Origin of the sequence: Brucella oryzae (genome assembly GCF_041929965.1) — a bacterium.
Lineage (GTDB): Bacteria > Pseudomonadota > Alphaproteobacteria > Rhizobiales > Rhizobiaceae > Brucella > Brucella oryzae.
The window spans coordinates 1-25,082 of the sequence record NZ_JBHEEO010000030.1 but is presented as its reverse complement, the minus strand read 5'-3'; the positions used below and the strand labels follow the sequence as shown (position 1 = coordinate 25,082).

The window sequence follows — 25,082 nt, the reverse complement described above, 5'->3', positions numbered from 1 at the left end:
ATGAGCGCGCTTTCGCTTAGCCGTTATCTTCCCGATTTTTCGACCCATCACATCGAGGATGAGGCGGTCGAGGTCATTGCCGCGCCGCCGCCGTCGAAGCCGCTGAAGGCGCAGGCTGTGGCCGATGTGCCGAAACGCCCGGGTGCCGCTGAAACAACCGCCGCTGCCGAGCAGGCGGAAGTTGCCGCCATTATCGCCGTCGAGGAAGAAAAGCGTCTGGCTTTTGAGACAGGCCGCGAGGACGGCCACCGGGAAGCAGAGGCGCTTTACGAGGCGGAGAAGGCGCGCCTTCTCCGCGAGCATGAGGCCGAGATCGAAACGCTGCGTGCTGCATTCTCGCGCGAGCAGGCTTTGTTGTTGGCAGGCAGCCTGACCGAAGCGTTGAGCGCGCTGGAGCGAAATTATTCCGGCCAGATTGCCGAAATCCTGATGCCTTTGCTGGCTGAAAAGATGGAACGCGAGGCGGTCGCGGAATTTGCGCGGCGTATTGCGGCGCTGGCGCTCGATGGTGAAGCGCCGGAAATTTCCGGTCCTGCCCGTCTGATCGCGCCGCTCAGCGATCATGCTGCCCTGCTTCCGTCAGGCTGCCGGTTTTTAGAAACCGGCGCGGACGAACTTTCCTTTTCCTTTGGCGACCGGATGCTTGAAACGCGCATCGCGCCGCTTCTCGAAGAATTGAAGGCTGCGGTGCAATGAATATCGATCCCGAAACCAAACGTGAGATCATCATTGTGCGCCGTGGCGGGCACGACGACCATGACAGCCATCATGGTGGCGTGTGGAAGATCGCCTATGCCGACTTCATGACCGCCATGATGGCGTTCTTCCTCGTCATGTGGCTCATCAATGCCGCCAATGAGGAAACCAAGGCGGCGGTTGCAAGCTATTTCAACCCCGTCAAGCTGATGGACCGGCATTCAAGCTCCAAGGGTGTGCAGGACGTTGAGGAGAAAGACGGCAAGGTTCGCTATGAAAGCGACCAGCAGGTCGAAAACAGCACCAAGGTTATCAATGACACCACCGTCGCGCCGGTGAGCGATCAGGAGGAGCGTCAGCTTTTCCGCGAACCCTATGCCGTGCTCTCGGAGCTGGCCCACGAAACCGGTGTGTTGCAAAACCAGTCCGCCAAGGGCGATGGCGGCACGTCGCAATCCGGCCCTGCAACTGGTGCCGATGGCGGCGATGCCTATCGCGATCCGTTCAGCCCGGATTACTGGTCGAGCAAGGCTGTCGAAGATCTGACCCCGCCAGATGCTGCGCCTGCCGTGCCGCCCAAGCCGGAAGCAGCCCAGCCGAAGCCCGAGGAGGCCGAAAAGCCAGCAGAAACGCAAGAACAGTTGATTGCCGACCTGAAGAAGGCGGCGGAAGGCGAAGCCACGAAAGAGAGCGCGCAGGCGAAAACAGCCCAGCCAATGCCCGATGTGACGGTCGTCCCGGTTGATGGCGGCGTGATGATCCAGCTTACCGACAAGATCGACTACGGCATGTTCACCATCGGCTCGGCCAAGCCGGATCCCCGCGTGGTGCAGATGCTGGAGCGTATCGCGCAGGTGATTGCGCGCCAGCCCGGCGAGGTCATCATCAGCGGACATACGGATGCGCGTCCGTTCAAGAGTGCGACCTATGACAATTGGCGCCTGTCTTCGGCGCGCGCGCAGATGGCTTATTACATGCTGGTTCGCGGCGGGCTCGATGAAAAGCGCGTGCTGCGTGTGGAAGGCTACGCCGACCGCCAGCCGAAGAACACCAACGATCCGAATGCGGCTGAAAACCGCCGCATCGATATTTTCCTCAAGTCCGCTCCATGAGAAAATTCGCCAGGCGCTCACTTCTGGCATGTGTTGCGGGCTTCTTCCTGATGGGAGCGACATATCCGGTCCTTGCGCAAACGCAGGCACTGGCCGAGACCCGTACACTGCCAGTGCTGGAACCCTACAAGCTCGTGCGTTCGTTGCGCATGTTGCAGGATCAGGTCGTTGCCGGAAAACCGGAAGCGGTGGTGATGCTCAACAAGCTTCTGGGCTTTGTCAGCGCGGATATGGGGCAGGCGCCGGGTGAGGTCTGGAGCAATCCGGAAAATGTCTATGCGGCAATCATCTATCTCTTCAACGGCGGCAATCCGGAAGCGGTGCGCAAGGTCCTTGCCGATCTCAAGACGGATGCGGTGCCGCCGGAACTGGTCAAGGGCGCATTGGCCTATGCTTCCGGCCAGACGATCGAAGTGGTGAAGCTTTTCTCGGTTCCGCTGTCATCCGATGTTCCGGCGGAACTGAAGGCATCGATCATACTTGTCACCGCCAGCCAGATGACGGCTTTCGATCCGGCAACGGCCCTGATGCGGCTTGATCAGGTGCGGCTCGATGCGCCGGGCACCTTGTTCGAGGAAGCGGCGATCCGCCGTTCGATGCCGATTGCGGCCAAGCTTGGCGACGCCGACAAGATCAGGCTTCTATCGAGAAACTATCTCCAGCGTTTTCCACGTTCGCCCTATATGCGTGATTTCATGGCGCAATTTGTCGATGCCGCGGTGAAACTCAACGACCGTATCGGCAATGCGGAACTGGCAAAGCTGATCGGCTCGGCTGATCCGGTGATGCAATATTCGCTTTATCTGCAGATTGCGCGCGGCGCTCTCGTCGACGGGCAGACGGAACGGGCGCGGTTCATGTCGGCGGAGGCGAAAAAGCTTGCCGACAGACTGAAAGCCGATCCCACCCGCGCCAATCTCTATGCGGCTGCAAGCGATGTGGCTTCGGATTCAGCGGACAGCGCGCTTCGCGAACTGTCGCAGATTTCGCCCGACAAACTGCAGGAGCGAGACCGGAAATTGCTGAAAGCCGCTGAAGCGGTCGGCACGGTGGTAACCCGCACTCCAGATGCTTTGCCGCCTGCAAAACCGGCTCTCACCGAACGGGATGTGCCGCCGATGGCAGTGGCGGAATCGCAGGAGCATGAGGCCGTAAAGCCTGAGCCGACCCCGGCGGCAGTTAGCATGAAGCCGGTCAAGAACCAGCCGGAAGACGATTTGCAGAAAACGATGGAAGATGCACGGCGCAAGCTTGCCGAGATCGATGCCCTGCTAGGAAAGACCGTTCAATGAGCATTGATATTTTGCTGAATTCCACCAGCCGACTTGCCTCGCTCGCGAGGAATTCCGGGTCTTCGGAGCCGAAAGCCGGGGGCGAAGGACAGGATAATGCCGACCCGGCAAAATTGTTCAGTTCGCTTCTCGAAAAGCCGCAGGGCAAGATCGAGAAGAAAGGTGAAAGTGGAGCCGACGTCAGCTCGGATGAGACAGATACGAAGGATGAGGAAGGTCCAAAGCCGGTCTCTCTGTTTGCTCTGCCACAAAATCTCCTTTCTTTGGCCGTTTCGTCGCCCGATTTGAAGGGGGTAAATCATAATTTTGCCACAACAAATATCGCGAAAAACGACAAAAATGCCTCCGATTCACTTTCTGCCTTAATTAAAGACATCGACCCGAAACAGGTTGAAGGGCAGGGCGATGAATTGTCTGCTGCCCGTGTCGAGCAGAAGAAGACCGTCGCTCAACCGACCTCCCCGGCGGGCGCGAAAACCGATCAGGCTATTAATCAGGATGCGCCGAAAGCGACCGCCCACAATCAGACCGAGGGCACTGGGGATGATCTCGCCAGCCTTTTGAAAACGGACAAGGGACAGGTGCAGCAGCCTTCGGGGCAGATGCCTGACCGAACCGATATCCAGCCTCAGCCGACAGCGAAAGGCAATGCGCCTGCGGACATCAAGGCGGCCATCGCGCCATCGCAGGCGGCGGCCCGGATTGCCGACATACAGGTGGTATCCGAACGCAGTTTCGGCACGGTCAAGTCCTTGCAGATCAGGCTCGATCCGGCGGAACTTGGAGCGGTGACGGCGCGCATTCGCGTGGCGTCGGAAGGTGTTGAGGTACATCTCGTAGCCGACAAGACCCATGCGGCAGAGGCACTCGCTGCCGACCGTTCGATGATCGAGAAAGCCCTGAAAGCGGCAGGCATCGCGGATGATGCGAAGATTTCGGTTACGGTCACCGACCGCAATGCAGCGGGGGCCGTACAGCAGGCGCAGCCATCGCAAAATGCAGCTCAGCAACAGAGCCAGCAGCAGGCTTTCAACATGCAGCAGGGCTTCGACGGGCGTAACGGTACTCAGGCACAGGCCAATCTTACAGGCGGTGAGGGCAGGCAAAATGGCGAATCCGGACAGGCAGGACGCGAGCGTTCGGACATGCAGGCCGCTCAGGATGGCGGGAACGGCATTTCTCGCAATGATGGCCGCAACCGCGGCCTGGTTGTCTGATAGCAATCCGGCCCGTGCCGAAAATATCTGCGAGCGTGAAATGCACCGGGCATCCGCTCGCTATGATGTGCCGCTTGGCATTCTCTATGCGGTTGGCCTGACGGAAACCGGCCGCAAGAATTCCTTGCAACCTTATGCAATGAACATCGAAGGCCGAGCCGAATTCATGCCATCGCAAATGGCGGCGGTGAAGCGTTTCGGCGAGGTGCGGGCCGAGGGGGCAAAGCTGATCGACCTCGGTTGTATGCAGATTAATTACTATTATCACGGCAAGGAATTTCCATCGGTCGCCGCGATGCTGATGCCGAGCCTCAATGTCGATTACGCGGCTCGTTTTCTGCGGCAGCTTCGGCAGCGCGAAGGCAACTGGACGATGGCTGTCGCGCGCTATCATGCAGGGCCGAATAACGATCCCGCCCAGAAGCGTTATGTCTGTCGCGTCATGACGAATATGGTCGCCACCGGCTTCGGAAACTGGACGCCGCAGGCGCGAAGCTTCTGCTTCGGCTGAACTGGAATCCGTTAAAATTTACAGGTTGTAATAGAATGTCAGGTGCACCCATTCAAGGGGTGCTCAACCCATGATTGCCTCGATAATTGTGTGCTATATCGGTGAATGGAATTTTAAGCCCTTGTAAAGAATCGTAAAATTTCGTGATCCGTTAACGTCTGGTTAAGGTTTTTTGAATTAGAGAGACTGGTGCATTGCAATCAATGCGATTCCCAGTAAATTAGTATATGCTAAATTACCTCCCAATTTATTGTGGGCAATAAATTGCCATTGTTGCCGATTCCTCCTGCCAGTTATTTCTATCGTGCTTGGGCTAACATATTGATTCGGAAGGCGGGCCGATGATTGTTGTCGTAGACGACAGAGATATAGTGACTGAAGGATACTCTTCCTGGTTCGGTCGCGAAGGCATCACGACAACGGGTTTTACCCCTACCGATTTCGATGAATGGGTGGAGAGCGTTCCACAACAGGATATCATGGCTGTCGAAGCTTTCCTGATCGGCGAATGTGCGGATCAGCATCGCCTTCCGGCCCGGATTCGTGAACGCTGCAAGGCGCCGGTAATCGCCGTCAACGACCGCCCGTCACTTGAACATACGCTGGAGCTGTTTCAATCCGGGGTTGACGATGTTGTTCGCAAGCCGGTGCATGTGCGCGAAATCCTAGCCCGCATCAATGCGATCCGCCGTCGCGCGGGTGCAGCTGCCGCTTCCAATGACGATGGCACCGAGCTTGGTCCGATTCGCGTCTTCTCCGATGGCCGCGACCCGCAGATCAACGGTGTTGATTTTCCGCTACCGCGTCGCGAGCGCCGCATTCTGGAATATCTGATTGCCAATCGCGGTCGTCGCCTGAACAAGGCGCAGATTTTCAGCGCGATCTACGGTATTTTCGATAGCGAAGTCGAAGAAAACGTCGTCGAAAGTCATATCAGCAAATTGCGCAAGAAATTGCGCGAACAGCTGGGATTCGACCCGATCGATTCCAAACGCTTCCTCGGTTACTGTATCAATATCGAGTGAAATCCCGTCTCTTTCCTTCGGGTCACCGGCCCAATTTGTGCAGCAGTTCCAGGCGGTAATCTCTCCCCACGCCATCACCCGAACTGCCCGGTCCATCAGTAAAAGCGTAGAAAATCCCAAGGCTACAGTTTCACGCAAGCGTGGTTCGTTAGCTTGTTCAAGGATTCTTAACTTCTCAGGAGCTGCCAATGAGCCTCTACGGTATGATGCGGACCGGTGTTTCGGGAATGAACGCGCAGGCCAACCGCCTGTCTGCGGTCGCTGACAACATCGCGAATGCAAGCACCGTCGGTTACAAGCGCGCGGAAACCCAGTTTTCATCGCTGGTTCTGCCCAGCACCGGCGGTCAATATAATTCCGGCAGCGTTCTGACCAATGTGCGTTACGGCATTTCCGATCAGGGCGGCATCCGCTCCACATCGTCCACGACCGACCTTGCCATCGATGGCAACGGTTATTTCATGGTGCAGGGAGCGGATGGCTCGAAGTTTCTGACGCGCGCCGGTTCCTTCGTTCCTGACAAGAACGGCGATCTGGTCAATTCAGCCGGCTATTATCTTTTGGGCGCTGGTCCCAACGATGTGGCTGGCGCACTGACCCCCGCCGGACTGAATGTCATTAATGTCAACAGCGCCGCCCTGGAGCCCGAGGCCAGCACATCGGGCAATTTCACCGTCAATTTGCCGTCTACCGATCAGGTTCCCGCCGCCGGTGAATTCAATCACAAGACGTCGCTGATCTCCTACAACGACAAGGGCGACAAGATCACGCTCGATGTCTATTTCGCCAAGACCGGCCCTGACGAGTGGAGCGTGACGGTCAAGAATGCCGCCGATGATGTGGTGGTGAGCGGTCCTTCCACGCTTACGTTCGATCCGACGACGGGCGCGATGACGTCTGGCGGGACTTTGACCGTCGATCTTACCGGTTATGGCGGACAGAACCTCAGCCTTGATCTCGGTGCATCGACGCAGCAATCCGGTGATTACACGATCTCGCAGGCGCAGATCAACGGTCAGGCGCCATCGGCGGTCAAGGGCGTGGATGTGGCCAATGACGGTTCGGTCGTCGCCATCTACGAAAATGGCACGCAGAAGGTGCTGGCGCGCATTCCGCTGGCCAATGTCCAAAGCCCGGACCGCATGACGGTGGTGAGCGGCAACGTATTTCTGCCGAGCGCGGAATCGGGCGAGGTCCGCCTCGGTTTCCCGCAGAGCGATGGCATGGGCAAGATCATGTCCGGCACGCTTGAGGAATCCAACGCCGATATTGCGCAGGAGCTGACCGACATGATCGAGGCGCAGCGCAGCTATACGGCCAATTCCAAGGTCTTCCAGACCGGCTCGGAACTGATGGACGTGCTGGTCAACCTGAAGAGATAAGTTAGCGCAATTCCTGGAGGCTGAAAAACCCTCCCGGAATTGCCGTAAATCCGGTCCGCGCATGCAACAGGCAGCGGACCAGGCGCGTGGGGCAGTTCCGATATCAGCGGAATGATCAGGGCTATCCAAGCGTTTATTTTAGCCGCATTTCCGGACGCGAAACCGCTTCGCGCCTTTCGGGGATGCACTTGTAGGATGGGGTAAGATGTCGCTTAGTTCTGCTCTTCTGACGGCCAAAAGTTCGCTTGCGGCAACGTCCAAGCAGACCTCCGTTGTCTCAAACAATATTGCGAGGGCCAACGATCCGGATTATTCCCGGCGCACCAGTTCTCTCGTATCGGGGCCTTACGGCTCCCTTTACGTAGGGATCAGCCGCTCGGCGGATGAAGCCTTGTTCAACAAGTTCATCCAGTCGAACAGCACGGCCTCCTCCTCTTCCATTCTCGCAGGCGGGCTCGACCGCCTTTCGTCGCTTTATTCGGCAGACAATTATTCCGGCTCGCCATCGGCCCTGATCGGCGATCTGCGCGATGCGCTTCAGACCTATGCCGCGGCGCCCTCCAACAGCGCGCTTGGCGACAGTGTGGTATCCACGGCGCAGTCGCTTGCCAATGCGCTCAATGCCGGAACTAGGCAGATCCAGTTGCTGCGCAACGATGCGGACCGGGAAATCGCGGATTCCGTCGCCAGTATCAATGATCTTCTCGCCAAGTTTGAAAAGGTCAATCAGGAGATCGTCGGCGGCACGCGCGCCAATCGCGATGTCTCCGACTATATGGATCAGCGTGACGCGATCCTGAAACAGCTTTCCGGCGAGATCGGCATCACCACCATGATGCGCGGCGACAATGATATGGTCATTTTTGCCGAAAACGGCGTGACCCTGTTCGAGACGACGGCGCGCAAGGTGAGCTTCGAGCAATCGACGGTGCTGGCGCCGGGCATTGCTGGCAAGGCGGTGCTGGTGGATGGCGTGCCGCTCAATCACGAAACCTTCGACCAGCCTTATGGAACGGGACGGCTCAGCGGCTTGCTGCAACTGCGCGATCAGATCGCCCCGCAATATCAGATGCAGCTCGATGAGATTGCACGCAATCTGGTGACGATGTTCGCGGAAGGCGATGACGGGCTTTTCGTCTGGGCTGGTGGGCCGGGCGGACCGGAAAATGCCGGGACGATCCAGGTTTCATCGAGCTTCGTCACGTCGGAGGGCGGCAGTCCGACAAAGCTGCGCGATGGGGTCAATGGTCAGTTCAATCCCGACGGGGCTGCCGGTTTCAGCGATCGCCTGCGCGCGCTGAACGAGGCATTTTCCGAGCCGATGGCGTTCGATCCGGCAGCGGGTCTCGCCGCCAGTGCAAGCCTGACGGATTACAGCGCCTCGTCTATCAGCTGGCTTGAGGGCAAGCGCCAGAAGGCCAACAGCGAATTCTCTTATAATGCGACGGTCGCCAGCCAGGCAGATGCCGCCCTTTCCAACGCCAACGGCGTCGATATGGACACTGAAATGGCGCTGCTTCTCGATCTTGAACATTCCTACCAGGCATCGAGCCGGGTGCTAACCACGATCAGCGCAATGCTCGACGATCTTCTCAACGCGGTGTGAGGCCAATGAAAGCGCAATCGATTTCCACATTTGGCGCAACGTCAGCCCTCCGGGCCCTTGTGGCGAAGAACAAGGCCGAGATGTTGAAGGCGCAGCAGGAAGCGACCACGGGAACCGTGTTCGATGTCGGCCTGTCGCTCGGCTCCAAGTCCGGACAGTCCATATCGTTGCGTAAGGAATATGATCGTCTGAGCGTGCTGACCGACATGAACAAGCTGGTGCAGCAGCGCATGAATGCGACGCAAACCGCAACCGGTACGATCATCGAGAACACGCAGACCTTTCTGGGCGACCTGACGGGCGCCAACAATACCGCTGAAAGCGCTGCGACCGTTGCAAAATCGGCAAAATCCATTCTCGATTCCGTCACCGGCCTGCTCAACACCAGCTATAATGGCGAATATATCTTTGCCGGTGTGAACACCGATGTGAAGCCGGTTGCCGACTATACCGAGGGCAGCGCCGCGCAGACCGCCGTGCGCCAGGCGTTTCAGGATCATTTCGGCTTCGCCATCGATGATCCGCAGGTGGCGAACATCACTGGCGATGAGATGAAAGCCTTCCTGGAAGGCGATTTTGCCGATCAGTTCAACGATGCCAACTGGGCCGCAAACTGGTCGGATGCATCGGACACGGTCATTAAGAGCCGGATTTCGCCGACCGAAACCGCCGATACGTCGATCTCGGCCAATGCGGACGGGTTCCGCAAGACGATCATGTCGGCGGTCATGGTGGCGGAATTTGCAACCATCGGCCTCAACAGTTCGGCTTTTGAAGCCCTGACGCATCAGGCCATGCAGACCACGACGACGGCGATCACCGAAACGACGTCGGAGCAGACGACGCTCGGTCTTGCCCAGTCGCGCACCGAGGCTGCCACCACGCGCATTGCGGCACAGCAAAAGATCCTGAACCAGTCCGTGCTCAATCTGGAAGAAGTCGATCCTTACGAAGCGGCGACGCGCGTGAATGCGTTGAAGACGCAGATCGAAACATCCTATTCGCTGACGGTTCAGCTGCAGAATATGAGCCTGCTCAACTATCTCAGATAGTTGAGATGAAATGAGGACGGACGCAGCATGATGCGAGCCCGTCCGAACTGATAGACGGAGATACCATGTATCAGATGCGCTACGAAGATGTCATGAATGACGATATGGCGAGCGCCAAGGAACGGGAACGGGCGCTGTTCGACCGTTCCATCGCGATGCTTGAGGCGGCGAAGGCAAATGGCGCCGGTTCACGGGAAGGGATCGACGCGGCCTATTTCACCACCAAGCTCTGGACCACGATCATCGACGATCTGGGGTCTGAGGAAAACGTGCTGCCGAAGGAACTGAAGGCGGCGATCATTTCCGTCGGTATTTTCGTGCTGAAGGAAATCGAGCGTATCCGTCAGGGCGAAAGCAATGATTACGCCACGGTGATCGAGATCACGCAATCGATCCGGGATGGACTTTGAAATGGCTCCAAACGGAAAACCGGCCATTCGCCTTTCGCTGCGCGCGGGCGAGAGAATCTTCATCAACGGCGCTGTGCTGAGAGCCGACCGCAAGGTTTCGCTCGAGCTTCTGAACGATGCGACCTTCCTTCTGGAAAACCATGTTCTCCAGCCGGAGGATACGACGACGCCGCTGCGCCAGCTTTATTTCGCCGCGCAGATGATGCTGATCGAACCGGCCATGCGCGAAGAGGCGCACCGCACCTTCGCGCAGATGCTGAAGGGCATGTTTTCGACCTTCAAGGATGCGGAAATCCTCAATGCGCTGAAGCTGGTTGACGAACTGGTTCATAACGGGCGCATTTTCGAGGCGCTCAAGACCATTCGCGCGCAATATCCACGCGAGGCCGAACTGATGGGCCATGAAAGCCCGGCTTTGCCCGTGCTCAAAACCCGGAAATCCGCGGAGGCAAACCCATGACCACGACACCGCCGATTGGCGCGAATACGACGAATAACAACACGACGAACAACAGCAATTCGGCGGCCAACAAGGCAAGCGTCGACTATAATTCCTTCCTCAAGCTTCTGGTGACGCAGATGCAGAACCAGGACCCGACGCAGCCGATGGACGCGACGCAATATGTTTCGCAGCTTGCGACCTTCTCCAATGTCGAGCAGGCCGTGCAGATGAACAGCAAGCTTGAAACGCTGATCGCCAACACGTCTCTGACGCAGGCCGAAGGCTGGATCGGCCGCACGCTGACCAATGCCGATGGCAGCATTTCGGGCGTCGTGAAGTCCGTGACCATCCAGTCCAACGGCATGCTGGCCGAACTGGAAGACGGCAAGACGCTGCTGATCGGCCAGGGCGTCAAGATCAGTTAGGACATGGTGCGGTGAACGAAGCCGACGCGCTTGATATCATCAATTCCGCCATCTGGACCGTGCTTATGGCAAGCGGCCCGGCGGTGCTTGCCGCCATGCTTGCGGGCATCGGCATAGCGCTTTTTCAGGCGCTGACGCAGATTCAGGAAATGACGCTGACCTTCGTGCCGAAGATCATCGTCATTTTCGTTGTGCTGGCGCTCACCGCGCCCTTTGTCGGTGCGCAGATCAATTCCTTCACGCTGCTCGCCTATTCCCGCATCGAGAAGGGGTTCTGATCGCCGTCACAGGTCGCAGGACATGACGACCGAAAGCGGCGTGAAGCCCAGCCGGTGAAACAGCGCATGGGCACGTTCATTGCCGAGATTGCTTTCAAGAAACATCTTTTCGATACCGGCAAGGCGGCACTGATCCCGCACCCATTGCAGCATGGATGAGCCGATCCCCCTGCCGCGATGGTCGCTGCCGACCAGCAGGTCCTCCAGTATCGCATAAGGCCGGTCCGCGTCGGGCCGCGCCGTCAGAAAGGCGATGCCCGCCAATGCGGGGCCGGTTCTGGCGGTGACAAGGCGAATCCCCGGCGACCTCTCATTGCCACGCCCCTTGGCCTCGATGGCGAGATCGGCAATCTTCCGGTGCAGATCGGGACTCCACCTTTGGGCGTCCAGCGCACGGCCCCACTGGATATCCGTATGAGAAATATAGGTCGATCCGGCATTGCGGGCGAAAAACGCGGCGATTTCATCCGGGTCGGGAGAGCCGTCATACCAGCCGAATAAAACTGTTTCGTCGGGCTGGCTGCGGCTGCTCACGCATCTATCCATGATCTGTTCTTTCAAAGGGCGCAGAGTTCCCCCGAGTGGCAAAACCGTCAACGCCAACTCCTTGGTAGATATTTCGGAAAGGCTTTGGGATTTCCCGCGCAGCCTTCGCGCAAGCTTCGCAAGCTAGTGTCCGCTTCGTAACAGGAGACAGACGTGCAGCAGGCAGCGGCTAAACCTTTCATGAAAAGCGGACTTCTGACCGGCAGCGATATGGGGCTGGCGGTCGGCATCATCATCATCCTGACGGTGCTTTTCCTGCCTGTTCCGGCTGTCGTGCTGGATATCGGCCTGGCATTTTCGATCGCCTTCTCGGTCCTGATCCTGATGGTGGCGCTGTGGATTCAGCGCCCGCTCGACTTTTCCGCCTTTCCGACGGTACTGCTGATCGCCACCATGATGCGATTGTCGCTGAATATCGCGACGACACGCGTGATTCTCACCCACGGCAACGAAGGCTATCTTGCTGCCGGCCATGTGATCCATGGCTTCTCGCAATTCGTGATGGGCGGCGACTTCGTCATCGGTCTGGTCGTTTTCTGCATTCTCATCATCGTCAACTTCCTCGTCATCACCAAGGGCGCGACACGTATTGCTGAAGTTGGCGCGCGCTTCACCCTCGACGCCATTCCCGGCAAGCAGATGGCCATCGATGCCGATCTTTCCTCCGGCCTGATCGATGAAAAGGAAGCGCAGCGCCGCCGCCGCGAGCTGGAAGAGGAAAGCTCCTTCTTCGGCTCGATGGACGGCGCGTCGAAATTCGTACGCGGCGATGCGATTGCCGGTCTTATCATCACCGCCGTCAATATTTTCGGCGGCATCATCATCGGCGCCACGCGTCACGACATGGATATTGCGCACGCCGCCGATGTCTTCACCAAGCTGTCGGTCGGCGATGGTCTGGTCACACAGATTCCGGCCCTGATAGTCTCGCTTGCCGCCGGTCTTCTGGTGTCGAAGGGCGGCACGCGCGGCTCCGCCGATCAGGCGATCTTCGGCCAGCTCGGCGCCTATCCGAAGGCGCTTCTGGTCGCGGCCATGCTGCTCTTCGTCCTCGGCATCATGCCTGGCCTGCCAGCGTTCCCGTTCTTCATGCTGGGTGGCGCGATGGCCTTCATCGGCATCGCCGTGCCCCGTCGACAAGCGCGCCAGCGCGAGGCGGAAGCCAATGAGGCCGGCAAGAAGCAGCGCGAAGCGGAAGAGCAGGAGCGCAATTCCGTCAAGGCATCGCTCGAAACCAACCAGATCGAGCTTTGCCTCGGCAAGCAGCTTTCCGCCCGCCTGATCGCATCGCAGCAGGAACTGGCGCACCGCGTCAACAAGATGCGCCGCAAGTTTGCGCAGGAATACGGATTCGTCATCCCCGAAATCAAGGTCACGGACGACATCGCGCTGCCGCCGAAAAGCTATCGCATCAAGATACACGGCACGGCGGTCGCCAGCCACGAGCTGCGCGTCGGTGAAACGCTTGTCGTGCTTGGTGACCGCCCGATTCCATCCATTCCGGGCGAGGAAGTGCGCGAACCGGCCTTCGGTATGCGCGCCTATTCCGTGCCGGAAACCTTTGCATCCGATCTGCGCCGCGATGGCTACATGACCGTGGACAATCTCTCGGTCCTGCTGACGCATTTGAGCGAAATCGTGCGCAACAATCTGGCCCAGCTTCTGTCCTACAAGGATATGCGCATTCTGCTGGACCGTCTGGGGCCGGAATATCGCAAGCTTCTGGAAGATATCTGCCCGTCGCATATTTCCTATTCGGGCTTGCAGGCGGTGCTGAAGCTTCTGCTCGCGGAGCGCATTTCCATCCGCAACCTGCATCTGATCCTAGAAGCCATTGCGGAAATCGCGCCGCTCGTCCGACGCCCGGAAATGATCGTGGAACATGTCCGCATGCGCATGGCGCAGCAGATTTGCGGCGATCTGTCCGACAATGGCGTGCTGAACGTTCTGCGCCTCGGCAATCGCTGGGATCTGGTTTTCCACCAGAGCCTCAAGCGTGACGCCAAGGGCGAAATCGTCGAATTCGATATCGATCCGCGTTTGCTGGAACAGTTCGGCACGGAAGCCTCCACCGTCATACGCAAGCATTTCGACAATGGCGAGCGCTTCGTGCTGGTTTCCTCGCCGGAAGCGCGGCCCTATATTCGCATGATTATCGAGCGGCTGTTCGCCACCCTGCCGGTCTTGTCCCATGTCGAAATCGCCCGTGGCGTGGAGGTGAAGTCGCTCGGTGCGATTTCATAGTCAATGACCGAGCGCCCCCTCGTCCTTCGAGACGGTTCCCTTCGCTCCGCTCAGGGCACCTCCTCAGGATGAGGGGGCGCGAGGGTTGGAGAGGTCGGAGACGCCCGCATATGCGTTTAAGGCGCGTCTCCTTAGGGACGAGGAAAAAGTCTTGGCTCCCACGCCCCTCATCCTGAGGAGCCATGCCGAGCTTGTCGAGGTTTGGCGTCTCGAAGGATCGAAGGGCGAGGGGAGTAGTTATTGCTTCATACGATGAAAGGGCCTTGAGTGCCTGTCGCGCAACTGCCGCTTAACGAGATCATCCTGGCCGCCGTTCTGGCGTTCTGCCGCATCGGCGCGTGCCTCATGCTGATGCCGGGGCTTTCGAGTGCGCGCATTCCGTTGCAGGTCAGGCTCTACATCGCTCTCGCCTGTTCCTTCGCGGTCCTGCCGCTGGTGCTGCAGCGTATCGTTACCGTTGTCGATGCCGGGCAGCCATGGACCCTGTTCCGCCTGATGGCGAGCGAAATGTTCGTCGGCGCAGTGATCGGCATTCTGGCGCATATCTATTTCTGGGCGCTGCAATTCATGGCCAGCACGATGGCGGTTTCCGTCGGTTATTCCGGTTCCCCTGCCGATGCCATCACGGAAAGCGAACCGCAGGCGACGCTTGCAACCATCGTCACCTTCAGCGCTCTGTTCCTGTTCTTCATTACCGACATGCATCTGGAAATTTTTCGGGCGCTGCTCAATTCCTATGTCGCGATTCCCGTTGACGGGCAGTTCCGGCCCGACGCGGCGATGATCGATTTCACCGATGCGCTGTCGGCGGCTTTTCTGGCAACGCTGCGCATCGCGGCGCCCTTCATCGTTTTTGCGATTCTCGTCAACTTCGCCATCGGCCTGGTCAACAAGCTGACGCCGACCATCCCGGTTTACTTCGTATCGATGCCATTTGTGCTGGGGGGAGGGCTGCTGGTGGTCTATTTCATCCTGCCGGAACTCCTGCGTTTTTTCACCAACGAAACGGCGACGCAGTTGCGCGCGCTGTTCTGAGGGCAGCTATGACGAATCCGCGCAATCTCAAGAAGCTCATTGAACTGCAAAAGCTCGGAAGCGCCCGGCTGGAACAGGCTCTTGCTGCAGCCAATGCGCGCAAGAACGCGCTGGATGAGGAGCGTGAGGCGCTGATCGCCATGCAGGACCGTCGCTATGATGGCGATGCGCTCAATATCGATCCGTCGCTGCTCATCAAGCGCCTTGGAAGCAACGCCGCCGAATCGCAGCAGCTCGAACAGCGTCTCGAATCACAGCGCAAGGCCCTTTTGCAGGAACAGAGGCGGGTCGGCTTGCTGGAAGATCGCCTGACGGATGCTGAAAATGATCGCGAACGGCGCGAACTTTCCAGCCTGATCGAGGAATTTATTAGCCGGAAAACGACAAATAGGCCGCAAAACCCTGATTGAGCGCAAAGTCGAGGCTGAACGCACGCACAAGTTTCAGTCAAGTTTGACCCATTATGGTGCAATCAACAGAAGAAGGAAGAGATGCATGGCGATCAACCCGCCGTCAGATCTGGTGATGGACGTGGCGCGCGCCGCCGATCCGCAAGCCTATCGTATGGCAGCGGAACGGTTGAGAGCGCCGTCTGCATCGGCAACCATGGTGGCATCCGCCGCCAGCGGTGGACTGATGCGGGATAATTTCGCCAGCTTTTCCGACAGCCTTGCGGCTGGGGTCAGCGTGCGACCGGATGCGCAAAATGTGGCCAATCCGGCCTACCGCAAGTTTGAGGCCTTCATGCTGCAATCCTTCGTGCAGTCGATGTTTACGAGTGAGACGACGGCGACCTTCGGGAAGGGGATTGCCGGTGAATATTGGAAGTCCATGATGGCGGAAGCCATGGCAAACAAGATGGCGGATGGCGGCGGTGTCGGCATTGCCCGGTTGCTTGAGGAACAGGCGGCGCGCAACGGGCGGGCAGACGCGCCGGCGACGATAGCGTTAGGAGACGTAATCAATAATCTGGGAGACCAGGTGAGCGAAAACGCCGTGTCGAAGGACATCGTGCATGGCTTCGAACGCAAGCTCATTCAAAAGCAACTCGACAACAATAGCGCGCGCGGCTGATTGGCCCGTAACGACAAGCGTCATAACCGAGGACCCCTAAATGACCGAGACAAGCTCTGAAAACAGCCTGCCGCAAGAGGATTCGCCGATCATCGCTGTGACGAGCGAACCGGGTCAGGCGCTGGCAGAGGAACCGGCCGAGAGCCCCACATTAAAGCCGGTCGTGCGGGCGATCCAGCGTCTGGAAGATGTCATCGATACCGAAACGCGCCTGCTGCTGGAGGGCGGCAATCCCGACCTCGCGGAAATCAACGCCCGCAAGAGCCGCGGACTTTACGATTTCAACAAGGCGATCAAGAAAGCAGCCAGCGCTGCCGAACCGGCCACGATGAAGCGGCTTCAGCCGCTGCTCGACAGCCTGAAGCAGAAGCTTGAGAAGAATTGCGAAGCACTGCAATTGCATCTGCGCGCCGTTGGCGAACTGGCCGACCTCATTCGCGGTGCGCTGGAAACGCAGGAAGCCGACGGCACCTATTCCATGCAGAGCGTGAGGCTCGGTCACGCACGATGATCCGCATTATTGCCATCGGTCTGTGGATCTGCGCCGTTGCTTTCGGTTCGCTTTTCTTGGCGGTTCGCCAGAACGCCTCATCCTCGGATGGGGCGCAAGCCGCAACCAGTGGTTTCGGTGGCGTGGATTATGTCAAGACAGATGTAATGAGCGTGCCGATCATCTCGAATGGTGGCGTCGCCGGTTATGTGGTGACGCAGCTCGTCTATACGGTCGATTCGAGCATTCGCAAGAAGCTGACTGTGCCGCTCGAATTCTTCATCGGCGATGAAATCTTCCGCAAGTTCTATGGCAGCTATTCTGATACGAAAGAGGTCGAGAAGGTGAGCTTCGAGGATGTGCGCGCCTCGATCATCACCGATCTGAACGCGCGGTTCCCCGAGCCGGTCATCAAGGACCTTCTGGTCGAGCAGTTCAACTATATTTCAGCGGAAGAAATCCGGGCCATGAACATGCGCGGCACGCCGACACGAACCGCACCGGCCAAACATGAGCCGGAGAAGCAGGCAAACGCAGAGCCTGTCAGTCACAGCGAATAATATTTTCCTGCAAGCTCAGCGAGGCGCTCTTCGTCCAGCGGTGTGACAGCTGGGTCGGATATGAGTTCCACACCCATTTCACGACCATTGCGCCAGGCGACACGGGCCAGAAGCGCACGACCGTAATAATCATCGAACAGCCAGAAGCGTTCGGGCAGGGTCGGGACTTCGACAGTTCTCAGCTTGGCGCCATGGGGTGCGATATCGCTGAAATGGCATTCGATGATGAAGCGCCCGTCGAGGCCCACGATCTTTCCGGAGCGCAGCCTTGTACGCTGTCTCTCTTCCCTGCGACGTTCGTGGGATGGCTTAACCCGTGCCATATCAAAATCTTACCTGCTATTCCCCTTTCATCAGTCTAGCAGGTTTCGCTTGCGGATGCGCCATGTTTTAAACCGGGTTTCTGCGGACATGGTTACCTTGAACAGGTTCCTGTTTGTCAGTGTTCCCCGCAGGCTTCGCAGAGCCCGCGCAGTTCCAATGTCGTCTTGCGCGACTTGAAACCGTTCTGAAGGCTCCATGCGCTGACGAGATTCTCAATGGCCGCGTCGGAGAATTCTGTCACCTGACCGCATTTCTCGCAGATGGCGAAAGCCACCAGACCCTGCTGATGGCATTGCGGATGCGCGCAGGCAACGAAGGCATTGAGGCTTTCGAGGCGATGGATCAGCCCATAGTCGAGCAGCTTTTCCAATGCGCGATAGACCTGCAGCGGCGCGCGAAAACCGTCGTCACGCAGCTGGTCGAGGATCGTATAGGCGCTGAGTGGCCCTTCCGCCTTGGACAAGACGTCGAAAACCAGTGTCTGATTGCGGGTCAGGTCCTGCGGGGCGTGATGATGGTGATACGTGCTCATTGTCCAGCGATCCGTTTTGGTGATGCTTGTTCCCTCTTATGTAGGGGTAACAGGCTCAAAATGAAAATGGCAAGCGCCGCGACCACGATGGACGGGCCGGACGGCGTATCGAAATGAATGGAACCATAAAGTCCGCCGATGACGCCTGCAGCTCCGATCAGCGAGGCCAGAATGGCCATCTGTTCGGGCGTTGAGGAAAAGCGGCGTGCGGTTGCTGCCGGAATGATGAGCAGCGAGGTTATCAATAGAATTCCGACGATCTTCATCGCAATGGCGATGACAATGGCCAGAAGCAGCATGAAAACAATACGCGACAAAGCCGGGTTCATGCCTTCGGCACGCGCGATATCTTCGCTGACGGTGGCAGCAAGGAAAGGGCGCCACAACCAGGCCAGAACCGCCAGCACGAATATTCCGCCGCCGTAGATGAAGGCGATATCCATCCGCGAGACGGCCAGAATATCGCCGAACAGGAACGACAGCAGGTCGACACGCACCCATGTCATGAAGGCCACGAGAACGAGGCCAAGCGACAGCGTGGCATGGGACAGGATGCCGAGGAGCGAGTCTGCCGATAATGTGTGGCGGCGCTGCAGGAGCAGCAGAATGGCTGAAATCGCCACCGCAACCGCGAAGACGCCGATCATTAGATTGATGTCGAAAATGAGCGCCAGCGCCACGCCGAGCAGCGCGGAATGGGCCATGGTGTCGCCGAAATAGGCCATGCGCCGCCAGACGATGAAGCAGCCGAGCGGGCCGGTGGTGAGCGCCAGTCCGACACCGGCGATGATGGCGCGGGTGAAGAAATCGTCAAGCACGGGGCGCGCTCCCTTCGTGATGATGTTCGTGCTCATGATGATGGCCATCATCGGCGTGGCAGTGATCGGTCACGGAACCGTCGGCATGAAGCACGCGCCCGTCAGGCAGATGCGTGTGATCGTGGTGATGCTCATAAACGGCAAGCGGCCCGACGGCACGGCTGCCGAACAGCCGCATATATTCGGGGCTTGCCGTTACGTCGCGCGGCGTTCCGCTACAGCAGACATGGCCATTGAGGCAGATGACCCGGTCGGTCGCCGCCATGACCAGATGCAGGTCGTGCGAAATCAAAAGCACGCCGCAGCCCGTATCGTCGCGCAGCTTCGCGATCAGTTCGTAGAGGGCGGCTTCGCCGGAGAAGTCGACGCCCTGCACCGGCTCGTCCAGCACCATGAGGTCCGGCTTGCGGGCAAGCGCACGCGCCATCAAGGCGCGCTGAAACTCACCGCCCGACAGGTTGGCGATCTCGGCCTTTGCAAGATGCGGAATGCCGACCACTTCCAATGCCGTCTCAATATCCTTGCGTGAGAGAGGTCCTGTCAGCGTCATCAGGCGCTCGACGGAAAGCGGCAGCGTGCGGTCGATATTGATCTTCTGCGGCACATAGCCGATGCGCAGACCCTGCGCGTGGATCACTCTGCCTTCGTCCGGTTTCAGGATACGCAGCGCCATCTTGGCGGCGGTGCTCTTGCCCGCGCCATTCGGACCGATCAGGGTCACGATCTCCCCGCGCTCAACACTCAGGTCGACATTGCGCACGAGCCAGCGCCCGTCGCGATAGACGCCGGCGCCTTTCAGTTCGATCAATGTTTCCCGCGCCTTTTCGGCGGGGAGGGCGGTCTTCCTGCTCATCTGTTCCGGGCTTTCACTGCCTGCACGTTCTCGTCCCACGCTTGGATGATCCGCCGCTGCGATTTTTTCCAGAATGGGGGTTGCCTCACCTTATGACAGACGTTATAGCATAACGCAACAGACGTTATAAAATAACATATCACTTGGATATGATACCTTTCCCCAATTCTACAAGAGAGAGACCATGAAACATCTTCGCTCCCTCCTCCTCGCCTCGGTATTTCTGGCCGGTACGGCAACTGTCTCGCTGGCCGCAGAGCGCGATGGCGTCGTCGTGTCGATCAAGCCGCTTCATTCGATTGTTTCGGCGGTCATGCAGGGCGTGGGCGAGCCGAAGCTGATCGTTCAGGGTGCGGGTTCCGAGCATGTCTACAGCCTGAAACCATCCGACGCAGAGGCAATCGAGCACGCCAAGGTGATTTTCTGGGCTGGTCCGTCGATGGAAACCTTCCTCGACAAGCCGATCGATACGCTGGGCGATGGCGCGAAGGTTGTTGCGCTTGGCGAAGCCGATGGCCTGACGAAGCTGAAGTTCCGTGAAGGCGGCCCGTTTGAAGCGCATGACCATGGGCATGAGGGGCATGACCACGGTGCCGAAGGTCATAACCATGCGACCGACGCGTCGGAAAGTGGACACGACCATCACCATGGCCATGGTGAATATGATCTGCATTTCTGGCTCGATCCGCAGAACGGAAAGGTTCTGGCGGCGGATATTGCAAAAACGCTCGCCGAAAGCGACCCGGAACACGCCGCGCAATATGAAAAGAATGCCAAGGACTATGGCGAGAAGCTCGACGTGCTGACCAAGGAAGTCGCCAGCGAACTGGAGCCGGTGAAGGACAAGCCGTTCATCGTCTTCCATGACGCCTATCAGTATTTCGAAAATCGCTTCGGCGTGAAGGCGGCTGGATCGATCACGGTCAGCCCGGAAAAGGCGCCGGGCGCTGCGCGCATCAAGGAAATTCACGAGAAGATCAAATCGCTCGGCGCAGCCTGCGTGTTCTCCGAACCGCAGTTCGAGCCGAAGCTGGTGAAAACCGTTATCGACGGGACGGATGCCAAGACCGGCGTTCTTGATCCTCTGGGTGCGGAATTGAAGGACGGTCCCGACCTTTATCCGCAGCTCATCCGTAATCTGGCCGATTCCCTGAAAGGTTGTCTGTCAAAGTAACAGCTGTGACCGCCCTTGGAACTGAGTGCTTGGGCACTCGGAAAGTGGTTGCAAATGTGCCGGGCTGTAACCTACCGACAGCCCGGCACTCCGGAATATGCGGTTTGGCGCATCATCAAGCGCCAAGCGGTTTTACGAACTTGCTGAAACACAGAAGGGCGGCTCCAACCGCCCATTTTTACCATCAAAACTGTTATGGTATAACATTAAAGGAGAAGAAAATGCGTAGCATTGCGAAAGCACTTCAGGCTGGCGCCGTTTTGACTTTTCTTGCCCCAGCCGTTGCAGGGGCGCATGGCATCTGGATTGCCGAGCGCCACGGAACGCAGGCTGTCGTTTACGGTCATGGTGCAAGCGACGAGGCCTATGATCCGCAGAAGCTGAAGACGGTTACGGCCAGGAACGGAGAGGGCAAGGATGTCGCCGTCGAAATCAGGCGGCAGAACGATCATGCCCTGCTGGGCGTGTCCAAGGATGCGGTCGTGGTCAGCGGCACGTTTGACAATGGCTTCTGGGCCGAAGGGCCGGATGGCAAGTGGGTGAACAAGCCGAAATCGGAAGTGCCGGGCGCAAAACAGTCCAGCCACAGCCAGAAATTTGCCATCGCTATTCTCGATCATTTGCGCAGGAAGCCTGAGCCGCAGGGCCTGCCGTTTGAAATCGTCCCCCTGATGGACCCGACCATATTGCAGGCAGGCAACGAGCTTCCCGTGCAGGTTCTGTTTGACGGAAAGCCGGTGGAAGGCGTCGAGGTCACGGCGGATTATGTCAATGACAGCCATGCGGCACCGGTAAAGACCGACGCGGAAGGCATCGCCAGGATCAATATCCGCAATGCGGGTCTCAATGTCGTCGGGGCGGGCTATTCCAGGCCGCTGTCTGGTTCAAAGGAAGCGGACAAGCTCAGCTATTTCACCACGCTGACCTTCAATCTCGATCACCACCACCACGATTGACCAGTTTTTGATGAGGAACGGAGTCATGAGAAAGAGGCTGCCCGTTACGGTCCTGTCCGGCTTCCTCGGGGCCGGAAAGACCACACTTCTCAATCACGTGCTCAATAATCGCGAGAACCGCCGCGTCGCGGTGATCGTCAATGATATGAGTGAAGTGAATATCGATGCCGCCCTCGTTCGTGAGGGCGGCGCCAATCTCTCCCGCACGGATGAACAGCTGGTTGAAATGACCAATGGCTGCATCTGCTGCACATTGCGCGACGATCTCCTGAAAGAGGTTTCGCAACTGGCAGCGCAGGGGCGCTTCGACTACCTGCTGATCGAATCGACCGGGATAGCCGAGCCGTTGCCGGTTGCCGCCACGTTCGAGTTTCGCGACGAGAAGGGCAACAGTCTTTCGGATGTCGCCCGGCTCGATACGATGGTGACGGTTGTGGATGCCGCCAATCTGCTGAAAGACTATGCGTCGAGCGATTTTCTGCGTGATCGCGGCGAATCCCTTGGCGAGGAGGACGAGCGCACGCTTGTCGATCTTCTGGTCGAACAGATCGAGTTCGCCGACGTCGTCGTGCTGAACAAGATATCGACCGCTTCAAAAGAAGAGCGTAATCTGGCGCATAAGGTCATCCGCTCGCTCAATCCCGATGCCCGCATCGAGGAGGTCGATTTCGGTGAAGTGACGCTCGACGCCATACTGGATACGAAGCTCTTCGACTTCAACAAGGCGCATGAGCATCCGCTCTGGTACAAGGAGCTGCATGGCTTTGCCTCGCATACGCCCGAGACCGAGGAATATGGCGTTCGCTCCTTCGTCTATCGCGCGCGGCGTCCCTTTAATCCAGAACGGTTCCAGTCGTTTATCGACAAGGGCTGGCCGGGTGTGGTGCGGGCAAAGGGCTTCTTCTGGCTTGCCACCCGGCCTGATTTTGTCGGTGAAATCAGTCAGGCGGGCGCATTGGTGCGCACCGGGAAAAGGGGGCGCTGGTGGTCGTCCGTGCCAAAGCAATACTGGCCGGCGGAACCCGAATGGCAGCGCGCCATGGAACCGTATTTCCATAAGATATGGGGCGATCGGCGTCAGGAAATCGTGTTCATCGGCGTCGATCCGATGCGGGAAGATGCGCTCATCGCCGAGCTGGATCAATGTTTGCTTGAGGAAGAAGACTTCGTGCCGGAGCGCTGGTCGGGGCTGAACGATCCGTTCCCGAACTGGTCGGCAGCCGCCTGAGACCTATTTAGACAGCGAGGCTATATCCATGGCCTTGCTGTCGGCCAGCGTCCGATGATCCAGAACGCTGGCGATGGCTTCGCGCACATCCAGCATCATATGGCGCACCTCGCATTCGTCCTCATCGCAATCGTCGCAGGGGCGATAATCCGTCTTGCTGGCGCAGGCGATGGGGGCAAGCGCGCCGTCGAGTGCGCGGATGATATTGCCGATGGCAATTTCGTTGGCCGGGCGGGCCAGGCAGAAGCCGCCGCCCTTGCCCTTGCGGCTCAGCACGAAGCCAGCATTGCGAAGCTCGGTGAAAATATTGTCGAGAAACTTGCGTGGTATATGGTGTTTTTCGGCGATTTCGCTGGCCGAAACCAGTTGTCCATCTGTAACGCCTGCCAGATGCACCATGGCTTTCAGGCCATATTTGCCCTTTTTAGTCAGCATGCCACCCCTGTGGAGCATTTCCTCGAAGAACGGAAACCGGTTTCCGTCCGGAAATGCATGAAAAGAATACACCACACACGCCGCCGACTTTAACCGGCACCGTTTCGCAAGATCAGGTCATAGCCTGCATATAAGAAGTTAGGGGGTAAACCCCGCCGCGACAAGTCTTTTTGCCGCTACAGCATCTGCCCGAAAATCGGAATCGATTTTCGGCAAGCAGGATGCGTGACTTCAATAGTGTGGAGCATCCGGGAGGACGCAGGCGCTCCGGTGGTTAAGCTTCTCCATTTGTCTGCAAAGCGAGCGATAATGCTCCCTGCAACGCATCGCCAAGCGCGGGGCGAAAGAGTTCACGGTGCGGTAGAAATGGCAGTGCTGTATAGGATGGGGCGAGGCCTCCCGTCAGACTGAACCGGCCAAGCGTTTCAATGCCGAGCCGGTCCAGACCGCGGCCAATATAAGAGCAGGCGCGTTGCAGGATCGAAAGGCCGAGCACATCGCCCTTATGCGCATAGTCGAAAACGATGGGAGCGAAGGCGGCGTAGTCGGCGGCCGTCGCCGCGCGCGAGAAGGTGATGATCTGGCGAAGGTCGCCGCTGAACCGCGCCAGCACGGTATCGGCAAGTTCCGTACGGTCGGTCATGCCGTCCAGAGCAAGCAGCGTCTCTTCAAGAAGTTCGCGGCCAAGCCGCGCGCCGCCCGCATGATCGCTCAGCATGAAGCCGCGCCCGCCGACAATCTCGAATACGTCCTGTTCTCTTCTAACGAAGACCGATCCGGTGCCGAGAATGACGATAGCACCGTCATCCGGACCGAGCGCACCTTGCAGGGCGGTAACAGCGTCGGAAACGATCTTCACCTTGCCGAAGGGCAGGCTCTGTTCCACGCGATCCTTGTCGGCAAGCGAGTTTGCGCCGGCGAGCCCCAACACGGCGCAGGTCTCACTCAATATAGAAACATCCAGCCCCGCATCGTGTGCAGCCAGCGTCGCCGCGCGCATTATATTATCCAGAGCCGTTGCCGGGTCGGCGCCAATATTGGCGGCGCCGCTCGTGCCCCGGCCTATAGGGTCGCCATTGCTGTCGGCAAGCAGCGCCCGGCATCCGGTGCCGCCGCCATCAACTGCCAGAATATAGGGCATAGGCTTCATGCTCGTTCATCCAATTGTCATGGTAACTGTCATGGAATCGTCGCAACCGTTCGAATCGCCAGTTTTTCGCGGTTGATATTTGGTTAAAAAGGACCATATTGTCTGTGGAAAGAAAATTCCTGAATTTTTACGAAACTGCGTTGACAGTTTTGGATTGTGGGGTCTATATGGCGCCACAACGAGGGCGGCGACGCTGCTAGCGGCAGGTTGGTTCG

At 58.3% G+C, this 25,082-nt stretch carries 30 protein-coding genes; 22 read left to right on the top strand and 8 right to left on the bottom strand.

Going from position 1 to position 25,082, the window contains the following annotated elements; all coding sequences use genetic code 11:
- From JNC70_RS20780 to fliQ, 13 genes are all read left to right on the top strand, one after another.
- Positions 1–696: a hypothetical protein gene (locus JNC70_RS20780; RefSeq protein ID WP_104756682.1), complete on the top strand. Its 696-nt coding sequence runs from the start codon at positions 1–3 to the stop codon at positions 694–696.
- A complete protein-coding gene (locus JNC70_RS20775) occupies positions 693–1,808 on the top strand; it encodes a MotB family protein (RefSeq protein WP_104756681.1) in 1,116 nt (371 codons plus the stop codon). The genes JNC70_RS20780 and JNC70_RS20775 overlap by 4 nt, the downstream gene beginning before the upstream one ends.
- 50 nt (positions 1,809–1,858) lie before the next feature.
- Positions 1,859–3,100, top strand: a complete 1,242-nt coding sequence (locus JNC70_RS20770) for a chemotaxis protein (RefSeq protein WP_374788912.1) — start codon at positions 1,859–1,861, stop codon at positions 3,098–3,100.
- Positions 3,097–4,317 carry a flagellar hook-length control protein FliK gene (gene fliK, locus JNC70_RS20765; RefSeq protein WP_104756679.1) on the top strand — a complete coding sequence of 407 codons (1,221 nt, stop codon included), beginning with the start codon at positions 3,097–3,099 and terminating at the stop codon, positions 4,315–4,317. The genes JNC70_RS20770 and fliK overlap by 4 nt, the downstream gene beginning before the upstream one ends.
- The gene (locus JNC70_RS20760) at positions 4,286–4,828 is read left to right on the top strand and encodes a transglycosylase SLT domain-containing protein (RefSeq protein WP_104756678.1); all 543 of its coding nucleotides are present in this window, start codon (positions 4,286–4,288) and stop codon (positions 4,826–4,828) included. Before fliK ends, JNC70_RS20760 begins: the two co-directional genes overlap by 32 nt.
- A gap of 341 nt (positions 4,829–5,169) precedes the next feature.
- Complete coding sequence (gene ftcR, locus JNC70_RS20755; RefSeq protein WP_104756677.1) at positions 5,170–5,853, top strand: flagellar transcriptional regulator FtcR; 684 nt, start codon at positions 5,170–5,172, stop codon at positions 5,851–5,853.
- Between the two features lie 188 nt (positions 5,854–6,041).
- Complete coding sequence (locus tag JNC70_RS20750) at positions 6,042–7,235, top strand: flagellar hook protein FlgE (RefSeq protein ID WP_104756676.1); 1,194 nt, start codon at positions 6,042–6,044, stop codon at positions 7,233–7,235.
- Between the two features lie 205 nt (positions 7,236–7,440).
- On the top strand, positions 7,441–8,841 hold the full coding sequence (gene flgK, locus JNC70_RS20745; RefSeq protein WP_104756675.1) for a flagellar hook-associated protein FlgK: 1,401 nt from the start codon (positions 7,441–7,443) through the stop codon (positions 8,839–8,841).
- Positions 8,842–8,846: 5 nt separating this feature from the next.
- The gene (locus JNC70_RS20740) at positions 8,847–9,893 is read left to right on the top strand and encodes a flagellar hook-associated family protein (protein WP_104756674.1); all 1,047 of its coding nucleotides are present in this window, start codon (positions 8,847–8,849) and stop codon (positions 9,891–9,893) included.
- Positions 9,894–9,958: 65 nt separating this feature from the next.
- A complete protein-coding gene (gene flaF, locus JNC70_RS20735) occupies positions 9,959–10,303 on the top strand; it encodes a flagellar biosynthesis regulator FlaF (protein WP_104756673.1) in 345 nt (114 codons plus the stop codon).
- 1 nt (position 10,304) lies between these two features.
- On the top strand, positions 10,305–10,763 hold the full coding sequence (flbT, locus tag JNC70_RS20730) for a flagellar biosynthesis repressor FlbT (RefSeq protein WP_104756672.1): 459 nt from the start codon (positions 10,305–10,307) through the stop codon (positions 10,761–10,763).
- Positions 10,760–11,170 (top strand): flagellar hook assembly protein FlgD, encoded by a 411-nt coding sequence (flgD, locus tag JNC70_RS20725; protein ID WP_104756671.1) that lies wholly within the window; start codon positions 10,760–10,762, stop codon positions 11,168–11,170. The genes flbT and flgD overlap by 4 nt, the downstream gene beginning before the upstream one ends.
- A gap of 11 nt (positions 11,171–11,181) precedes the next feature.
- Positions 11,182–11,448 carry a flagellar biosynthesis protein FliQ gene (fliQ, locus tag JNC70_RS20720; RefSeq protein ID WP_104756670.1) on the top strand — a complete coding sequence of 89 codons (267 nt, stop codon included), beginning with the start codon at positions 11,182–11,184 and terminating at the stop codon, positions 11,446–11,448.
- Positions 11,449–11,454: 6 nt separating this feature from the next.
- Here the strand turns inward: fliQ and JNC70_RS20715 are convergent, their stop codons facing one another.
- Positions 11,455–11,982 (bottom strand): GNAT family N-acetyltransferase, encoded by a 528-nt coding sequence (locus JNC70_RS20715; protein WP_167394082.1) that lies wholly within the window; start codon positions 11,980–11,982, stop codon positions 11,455–11,457.
- Positions 11,983–12,174: 192 nt separating this feature from the next.
- On the opposite strand from JNC70_RS20715, the gene flhA reads away from it, so the two are divergent.
- The 6 genes from flhA (at position 12,175) to JNC70_RS20685 (ending at position 17,397) form a co-directional block, all read left to right on the top strand.
- Positions 12,175–14,238: a flagellar biosynthesis protein FlhA gene (gene flhA, locus JNC70_RS20710; RefSeq protein WP_208623482.1), complete on the top strand. Its 2,064-nt coding sequence runs from the start codon at positions 12,175–12,177 to the stop codon at positions 14,236–14,238.
- Positions 14,239–14,505: 267 nt separating this feature from the next.
- Positions 14,506–15,273: a flagellar biosynthetic protein FliR gene (gene fliR / locus JNC70_RS20705; RefSeq protein WP_104756667.1), complete on the top strand. Its 768-nt coding sequence runs from the start codon at positions 14,506–14,508 to the stop codon at positions 15,271–15,273.
- A gap of 8 nt (positions 15,274–15,281) precedes the next feature.
- Positions 15,282–15,683 (top strand): hypothetical protein, encoded by a 402-nt coding sequence (locus JNC70_RS20700; RefSeq protein WP_104756666.1) that lies wholly within the window; start codon positions 15,282–15,284, stop codon positions 15,681–15,683.
- Positions 15,684–15,768: 85 nt separating this feature from the next.
- Complete coding sequence (locus JNC70_RS20695) at positions 15,769–16,347, top strand: rod-binding protein (protein ID WP_104756665.1); 579 nt, start codon at positions 15,769–15,771, stop codon at positions 16,345–16,347.
- A gap of 40 nt (positions 16,348–16,387) precedes the next feature.
- On the top strand, positions 16,388–16,858 hold the full coding sequence (locus JNC70_RS20690) for a flagellar protein FlgN (protein ID WP_104756664.1): 471 nt from the start codon (positions 16,388–16,390) through the stop codon (positions 16,856–16,858).
- A complete protein-coding gene (locus JNC70_RS20685) occupies positions 16,855–17,397 on the top strand; it encodes a hypothetical protein (protein WP_104756663.1) in 543 nt (180 codons plus the stop codon). The genes JNC70_RS20690 and JNC70_RS20685 overlap by 4 nt, the downstream gene beginning before the upstream one ends.
- Here the strand turns inward: JNC70_RS20685 and JNC70_RS20680 are convergent.
- The 4 genes from JNC70_RS20680 to JNC70_RS20665 form a co-directional block, all read right to left on the bottom strand.
- Entirely contained in the window at positions 17,385–17,720 is a 336-nt protein-coding gene (locus JNC70_RS20680) for a PilZ domain-containing protein (RefSeq protein ID WP_104756662.1), read from the bottom strand. The genes JNC70_RS20685 and JNC70_RS20680 overlap by 13 nt on opposite strands.
- Before the next feature lie 116 nt (positions 17,721–17,836).
- Positions 17,837–18,253: a Fur family transcriptional regulator gene (locus JNC70_RS20675; protein WP_104756661.1), complete on the bottom strand. Its 417-nt coding sequence runs from the start codon at positions 18,251–18,253 to the stop codon at positions 17,837–17,839.
- On the bottom strand, positions 18,250–19,107 hold the full coding sequence (gene znuB, locus JNC70_RS20670) for a zinc ABC transporter permease subunit ZnuB (RefSeq protein ID WP_104756660.1): 858 nt from the start codon (positions 19,105–19,107) through the stop codon (positions 18,250–18,252). The genes JNC70_RS20675 and znuB overlap by 4 nt, the downstream gene beginning before the upstream one ends.
- Entirely contained in the window at positions 19,064–19,924 is an 861-nt protein-coding gene (locus JNC70_RS20665) for an ATP-binding cassette domain-containing protein (protein WP_104756659.1), read from the bottom strand. Before JNC70_RS20665 ends, znuB begins: the two co-directional genes overlap by 44 nt.
- Before the next feature lie 184 nt (positions 19,925–20,108).
- On the opposite strand from JNC70_RS20665, the gene znuA reads away from it, so the two are divergent.
- The 3 genes from znuA to zigA all read left to right on the top strand — a co-directional run bounded on the left by znuA (position 20,109) and on the right by zigA (position 23,282).
- Positions 20,109–21,098 (top strand): zinc ABC transporter substrate-binding protein ZnuA, encoded by a 990-nt coding sequence (znuA, locus tag JNC70_RS20660; RefSeq protein WP_104756658.1) that lies wholly within the window; start codon positions 20,109–20,111, stop codon positions 21,096–21,098.
- A gap of 221 nt (positions 21,099–21,319) precedes the next feature.
- Positions 21,320–22,054 (top strand): DUF4198 domain-containing protein, encoded by a 735-nt coding sequence (locus JNC70_RS20655; RefSeq protein ID WP_104756657.1) that lies wholly within the window; start codon positions 21,320–21,322, stop codon positions 22,052–22,054.
- A 25-nt stretch (positions 22,055–22,079) separates the two neighbouring features.
- Entirely contained in the window at positions 22,080–23,282 is a 1,203-nt protein-coding gene (gene zigA / locus JNC70_RS20650; RefSeq protein WP_104756656.1) for a zinc metallochaperone GTPase ZigA, read from the top strand.
- A gap of 3 nt (positions 23,283–23,285) precedes the next feature.
- Here zigA and JNC70_RS20645 read toward each other — a convergent pair whose 3' ends face one another.
- From JNC70_RS20645 to JNC70_RS20635, 3 genes are all read right to left on the bottom strand, one after another.
- Positions 23,286–23,717 (bottom strand): RrF2 family transcriptional regulator, encoded by a 432-nt coding sequence (locus JNC70_RS20645; protein ID WP_104756655.1) that lies wholly within the window; start codon positions 23,715–23,717, stop codon positions 23,286–23,288.
- Between the two features lie 274 nt (positions 23,718–23,991).
- Positions 23,992–24,858 carry a glucosamine kinase nucleotide-binding domain-containing protein gene (locus JNC70_RS20640; RefSeq protein ID WP_104756743.1) on the bottom strand — a complete coding sequence of 289 codons (867 nt, stop codon included), beginning with the start codon at positions 24,856–24,858 and terminating at the stop codon, positions 23,992–23,994.
- A gap of 15 nt (positions 24,859–24,873) precedes the next feature.
- A partial coding sequence (locus tag JNC70_RS20635; protein ID WP_211694876.1) for a hypothetical protein occupies positions 24,874–25,082 on the bottom strand: 209 nt, incomplete at its 5' end.

Excerpts from the sequence above, each read along its gene's own strand:
- JNC70_RS20780 (WP_104756682.1), top strand. The coding sequence starts at position 1 with ATGAGCGCGCTTTCGCTTAGCCGTTATCTTCCCGATTTTTCGACCCAT.
- JNC70_RS20775 (WP_104756681.1), top strand. The coding sequence starts at position 693 with ATGAATATCGATCCCGAAACCAAACGTGAGATCATCATTGTGCGCCGT.
- JNC70_RS20770 (WP_374788912.1), top strand. The coding sequence starts at position 1,859 with ATGGGAGCGACATATCCGGTCCTTGCGCAAACGCAGGCACTGGCCGAG.
- fliK (WP_104756679.1), top strand. The coding sequence starts at position 3,097 with ATGAGCATTGATATTTTGCTGAATTCCACCAGCCGACTTGCCTCGCTC.
- JNC70_RS20760 (WP_104756678.1), top strand. The coding sequence starts at position 4,286 with ATGATGGCCGCAACCGCGGCCTGGTTGTCTGATAGCAATCCGGCCCGT.
- ftcR (WP_104756677.1), top strand. The coding sequence starts at position 5,170 with ATGATTGTTGTCGTAGACGACAGAGATATAGTGACTGAAGGATACTCT.
- JNC70_RS20750 (WP_104756676.1), top strand. The coding sequence starts at position 6,042 with ATGAGCCTCTACGGTATGATGCGGACCGGTGTTTCGGGAATGAACGCG.
- flgK (WP_104756675.1), top strand. The coding sequence starts at position 7,441 with ATGTCGCTTAGTTCTGCTCTTCTGACGGCCAAAAGTTCGCTTGCGGCA.
- JNC70_RS20740 (WP_104756674.1), top strand. The coding sequence starts at position 8,847 with ATGAAAGCGCAATCGATTTCCACATTTGGCGCAACGTCAGCCCTCCGG.
- flaF (WP_104756673.1), top strand. The coding sequence starts at position 9,959 with ATGTATCAGATGCGCTACGAAGATGTCATGAATGACGATATGGCGAGC.
- flbT (WP_104756672.1), top strand. The coding sequence starts at position 10,305 with ATGGCTCCAAACGGAAAACCGGCCATTCGCCTTTCGCTGCGCGCGGGC.
- flgD (WP_104756671.1), top strand. The coding sequence starts at position 10,760 with ATGACCACGACACCGCCGATTGGCGCGAATACGACGAATAACAACACG.
- flhA (WP_208623482.1), top strand. The coding sequence starts at position 12,175 with ATGAAAAGCGGACTTCTGACCGGCAGCGATATGGGGCTGGCGGTCGGC.
- JNC70_RS20700 (WP_104756666.1), top strand. The coding sequence starts at position 15,282 with ATGACGAATCCGCGCAATCTCAAGAAGCTCATTGAACTGCAAAAGCTC.
- JNC70_RS20695 (WP_104756665.1), top strand. The coding sequence starts at position 15,769 with ATGGCGATCAACCCGCCGTCAGATCTGGTGATGGACGTGGCGCGCGCC.
- JNC70_RS20690 (WP_104756664.1), top strand. The coding sequence starts at position 16,388 with ATGACCGAGACAAGCTCTGAAAACAGCCTGCCGCAAGAGGATTCGCCG.
- JNC70_RS20685 (WP_104756663.1), top strand. The coding sequence starts at position 16,855 with ATGATCCGCATTATTGCCATCGGTCTGTGGATCTGCGCCGTTGCTTTC.
- JNC70_RS20680 (WP_104756662.1), bottom strand. The coding sequence starts at position 17,720 with ATGGCACGGGTTAAGCCATCCCACGAACGTCGCAGGGAAGAGAGACAG.
- JNC70_RS20675 (WP_104756661.1), bottom strand. The coding sequence starts at position 18,253 with ATGAGCACGTATCACCATCATCACGCCCCGCAGGACCTGACCCGCAAT.
- znuB (WP_104756660.1), bottom strand. The coding sequence starts at position 19,107 with ATGAGCACGAACATCATCACGAAGGGAGCGCGCCCCGTGCTTGACGAT.
- JNC70_RS20665 (WP_104756659.1), bottom strand. The coding sequence starts at position 19,924 with ATGAGCAGGAAGACCGCCCTCCCCGCCGAAAAGGCGCGGGAAACATTG.
- znuA (WP_104756658.1), top strand. The coding sequence starts at position 20,109 with ATGAAACATCTTCGCTCCCTCCTCCTCGCCTCGGTATTTCTGGCCGGT.
- JNC70_RS20655 (WP_104756657.1), top strand. The coding sequence starts at position 21,320 with ATGCGTAGCATTGCGAAAGCACTTCAGGCTGGCGCCGTTTTGACTTTT.
- zigA (WP_104756656.1), top strand. The coding sequence starts at position 22,080 with ATGAGAAAGAGGCTGCCCGTTACGGTCCTGTCCGGCTTCCTCGGGGCC.
- JNC70_RS20645 (WP_104756655.1), bottom strand. The coding sequence starts at position 23,717 with ATGCTGACTAAAAAGGGCAAATATGGCCTGAAAGCCATGGTGCATCTG.
- JNC70_RS20640 (WP_104756743.1), bottom strand. The coding sequence starts at position 24,858 with ATGCCCTATATTCTGGCAGTTGATGGCGGCGGCACCGGATGCCGGGCG.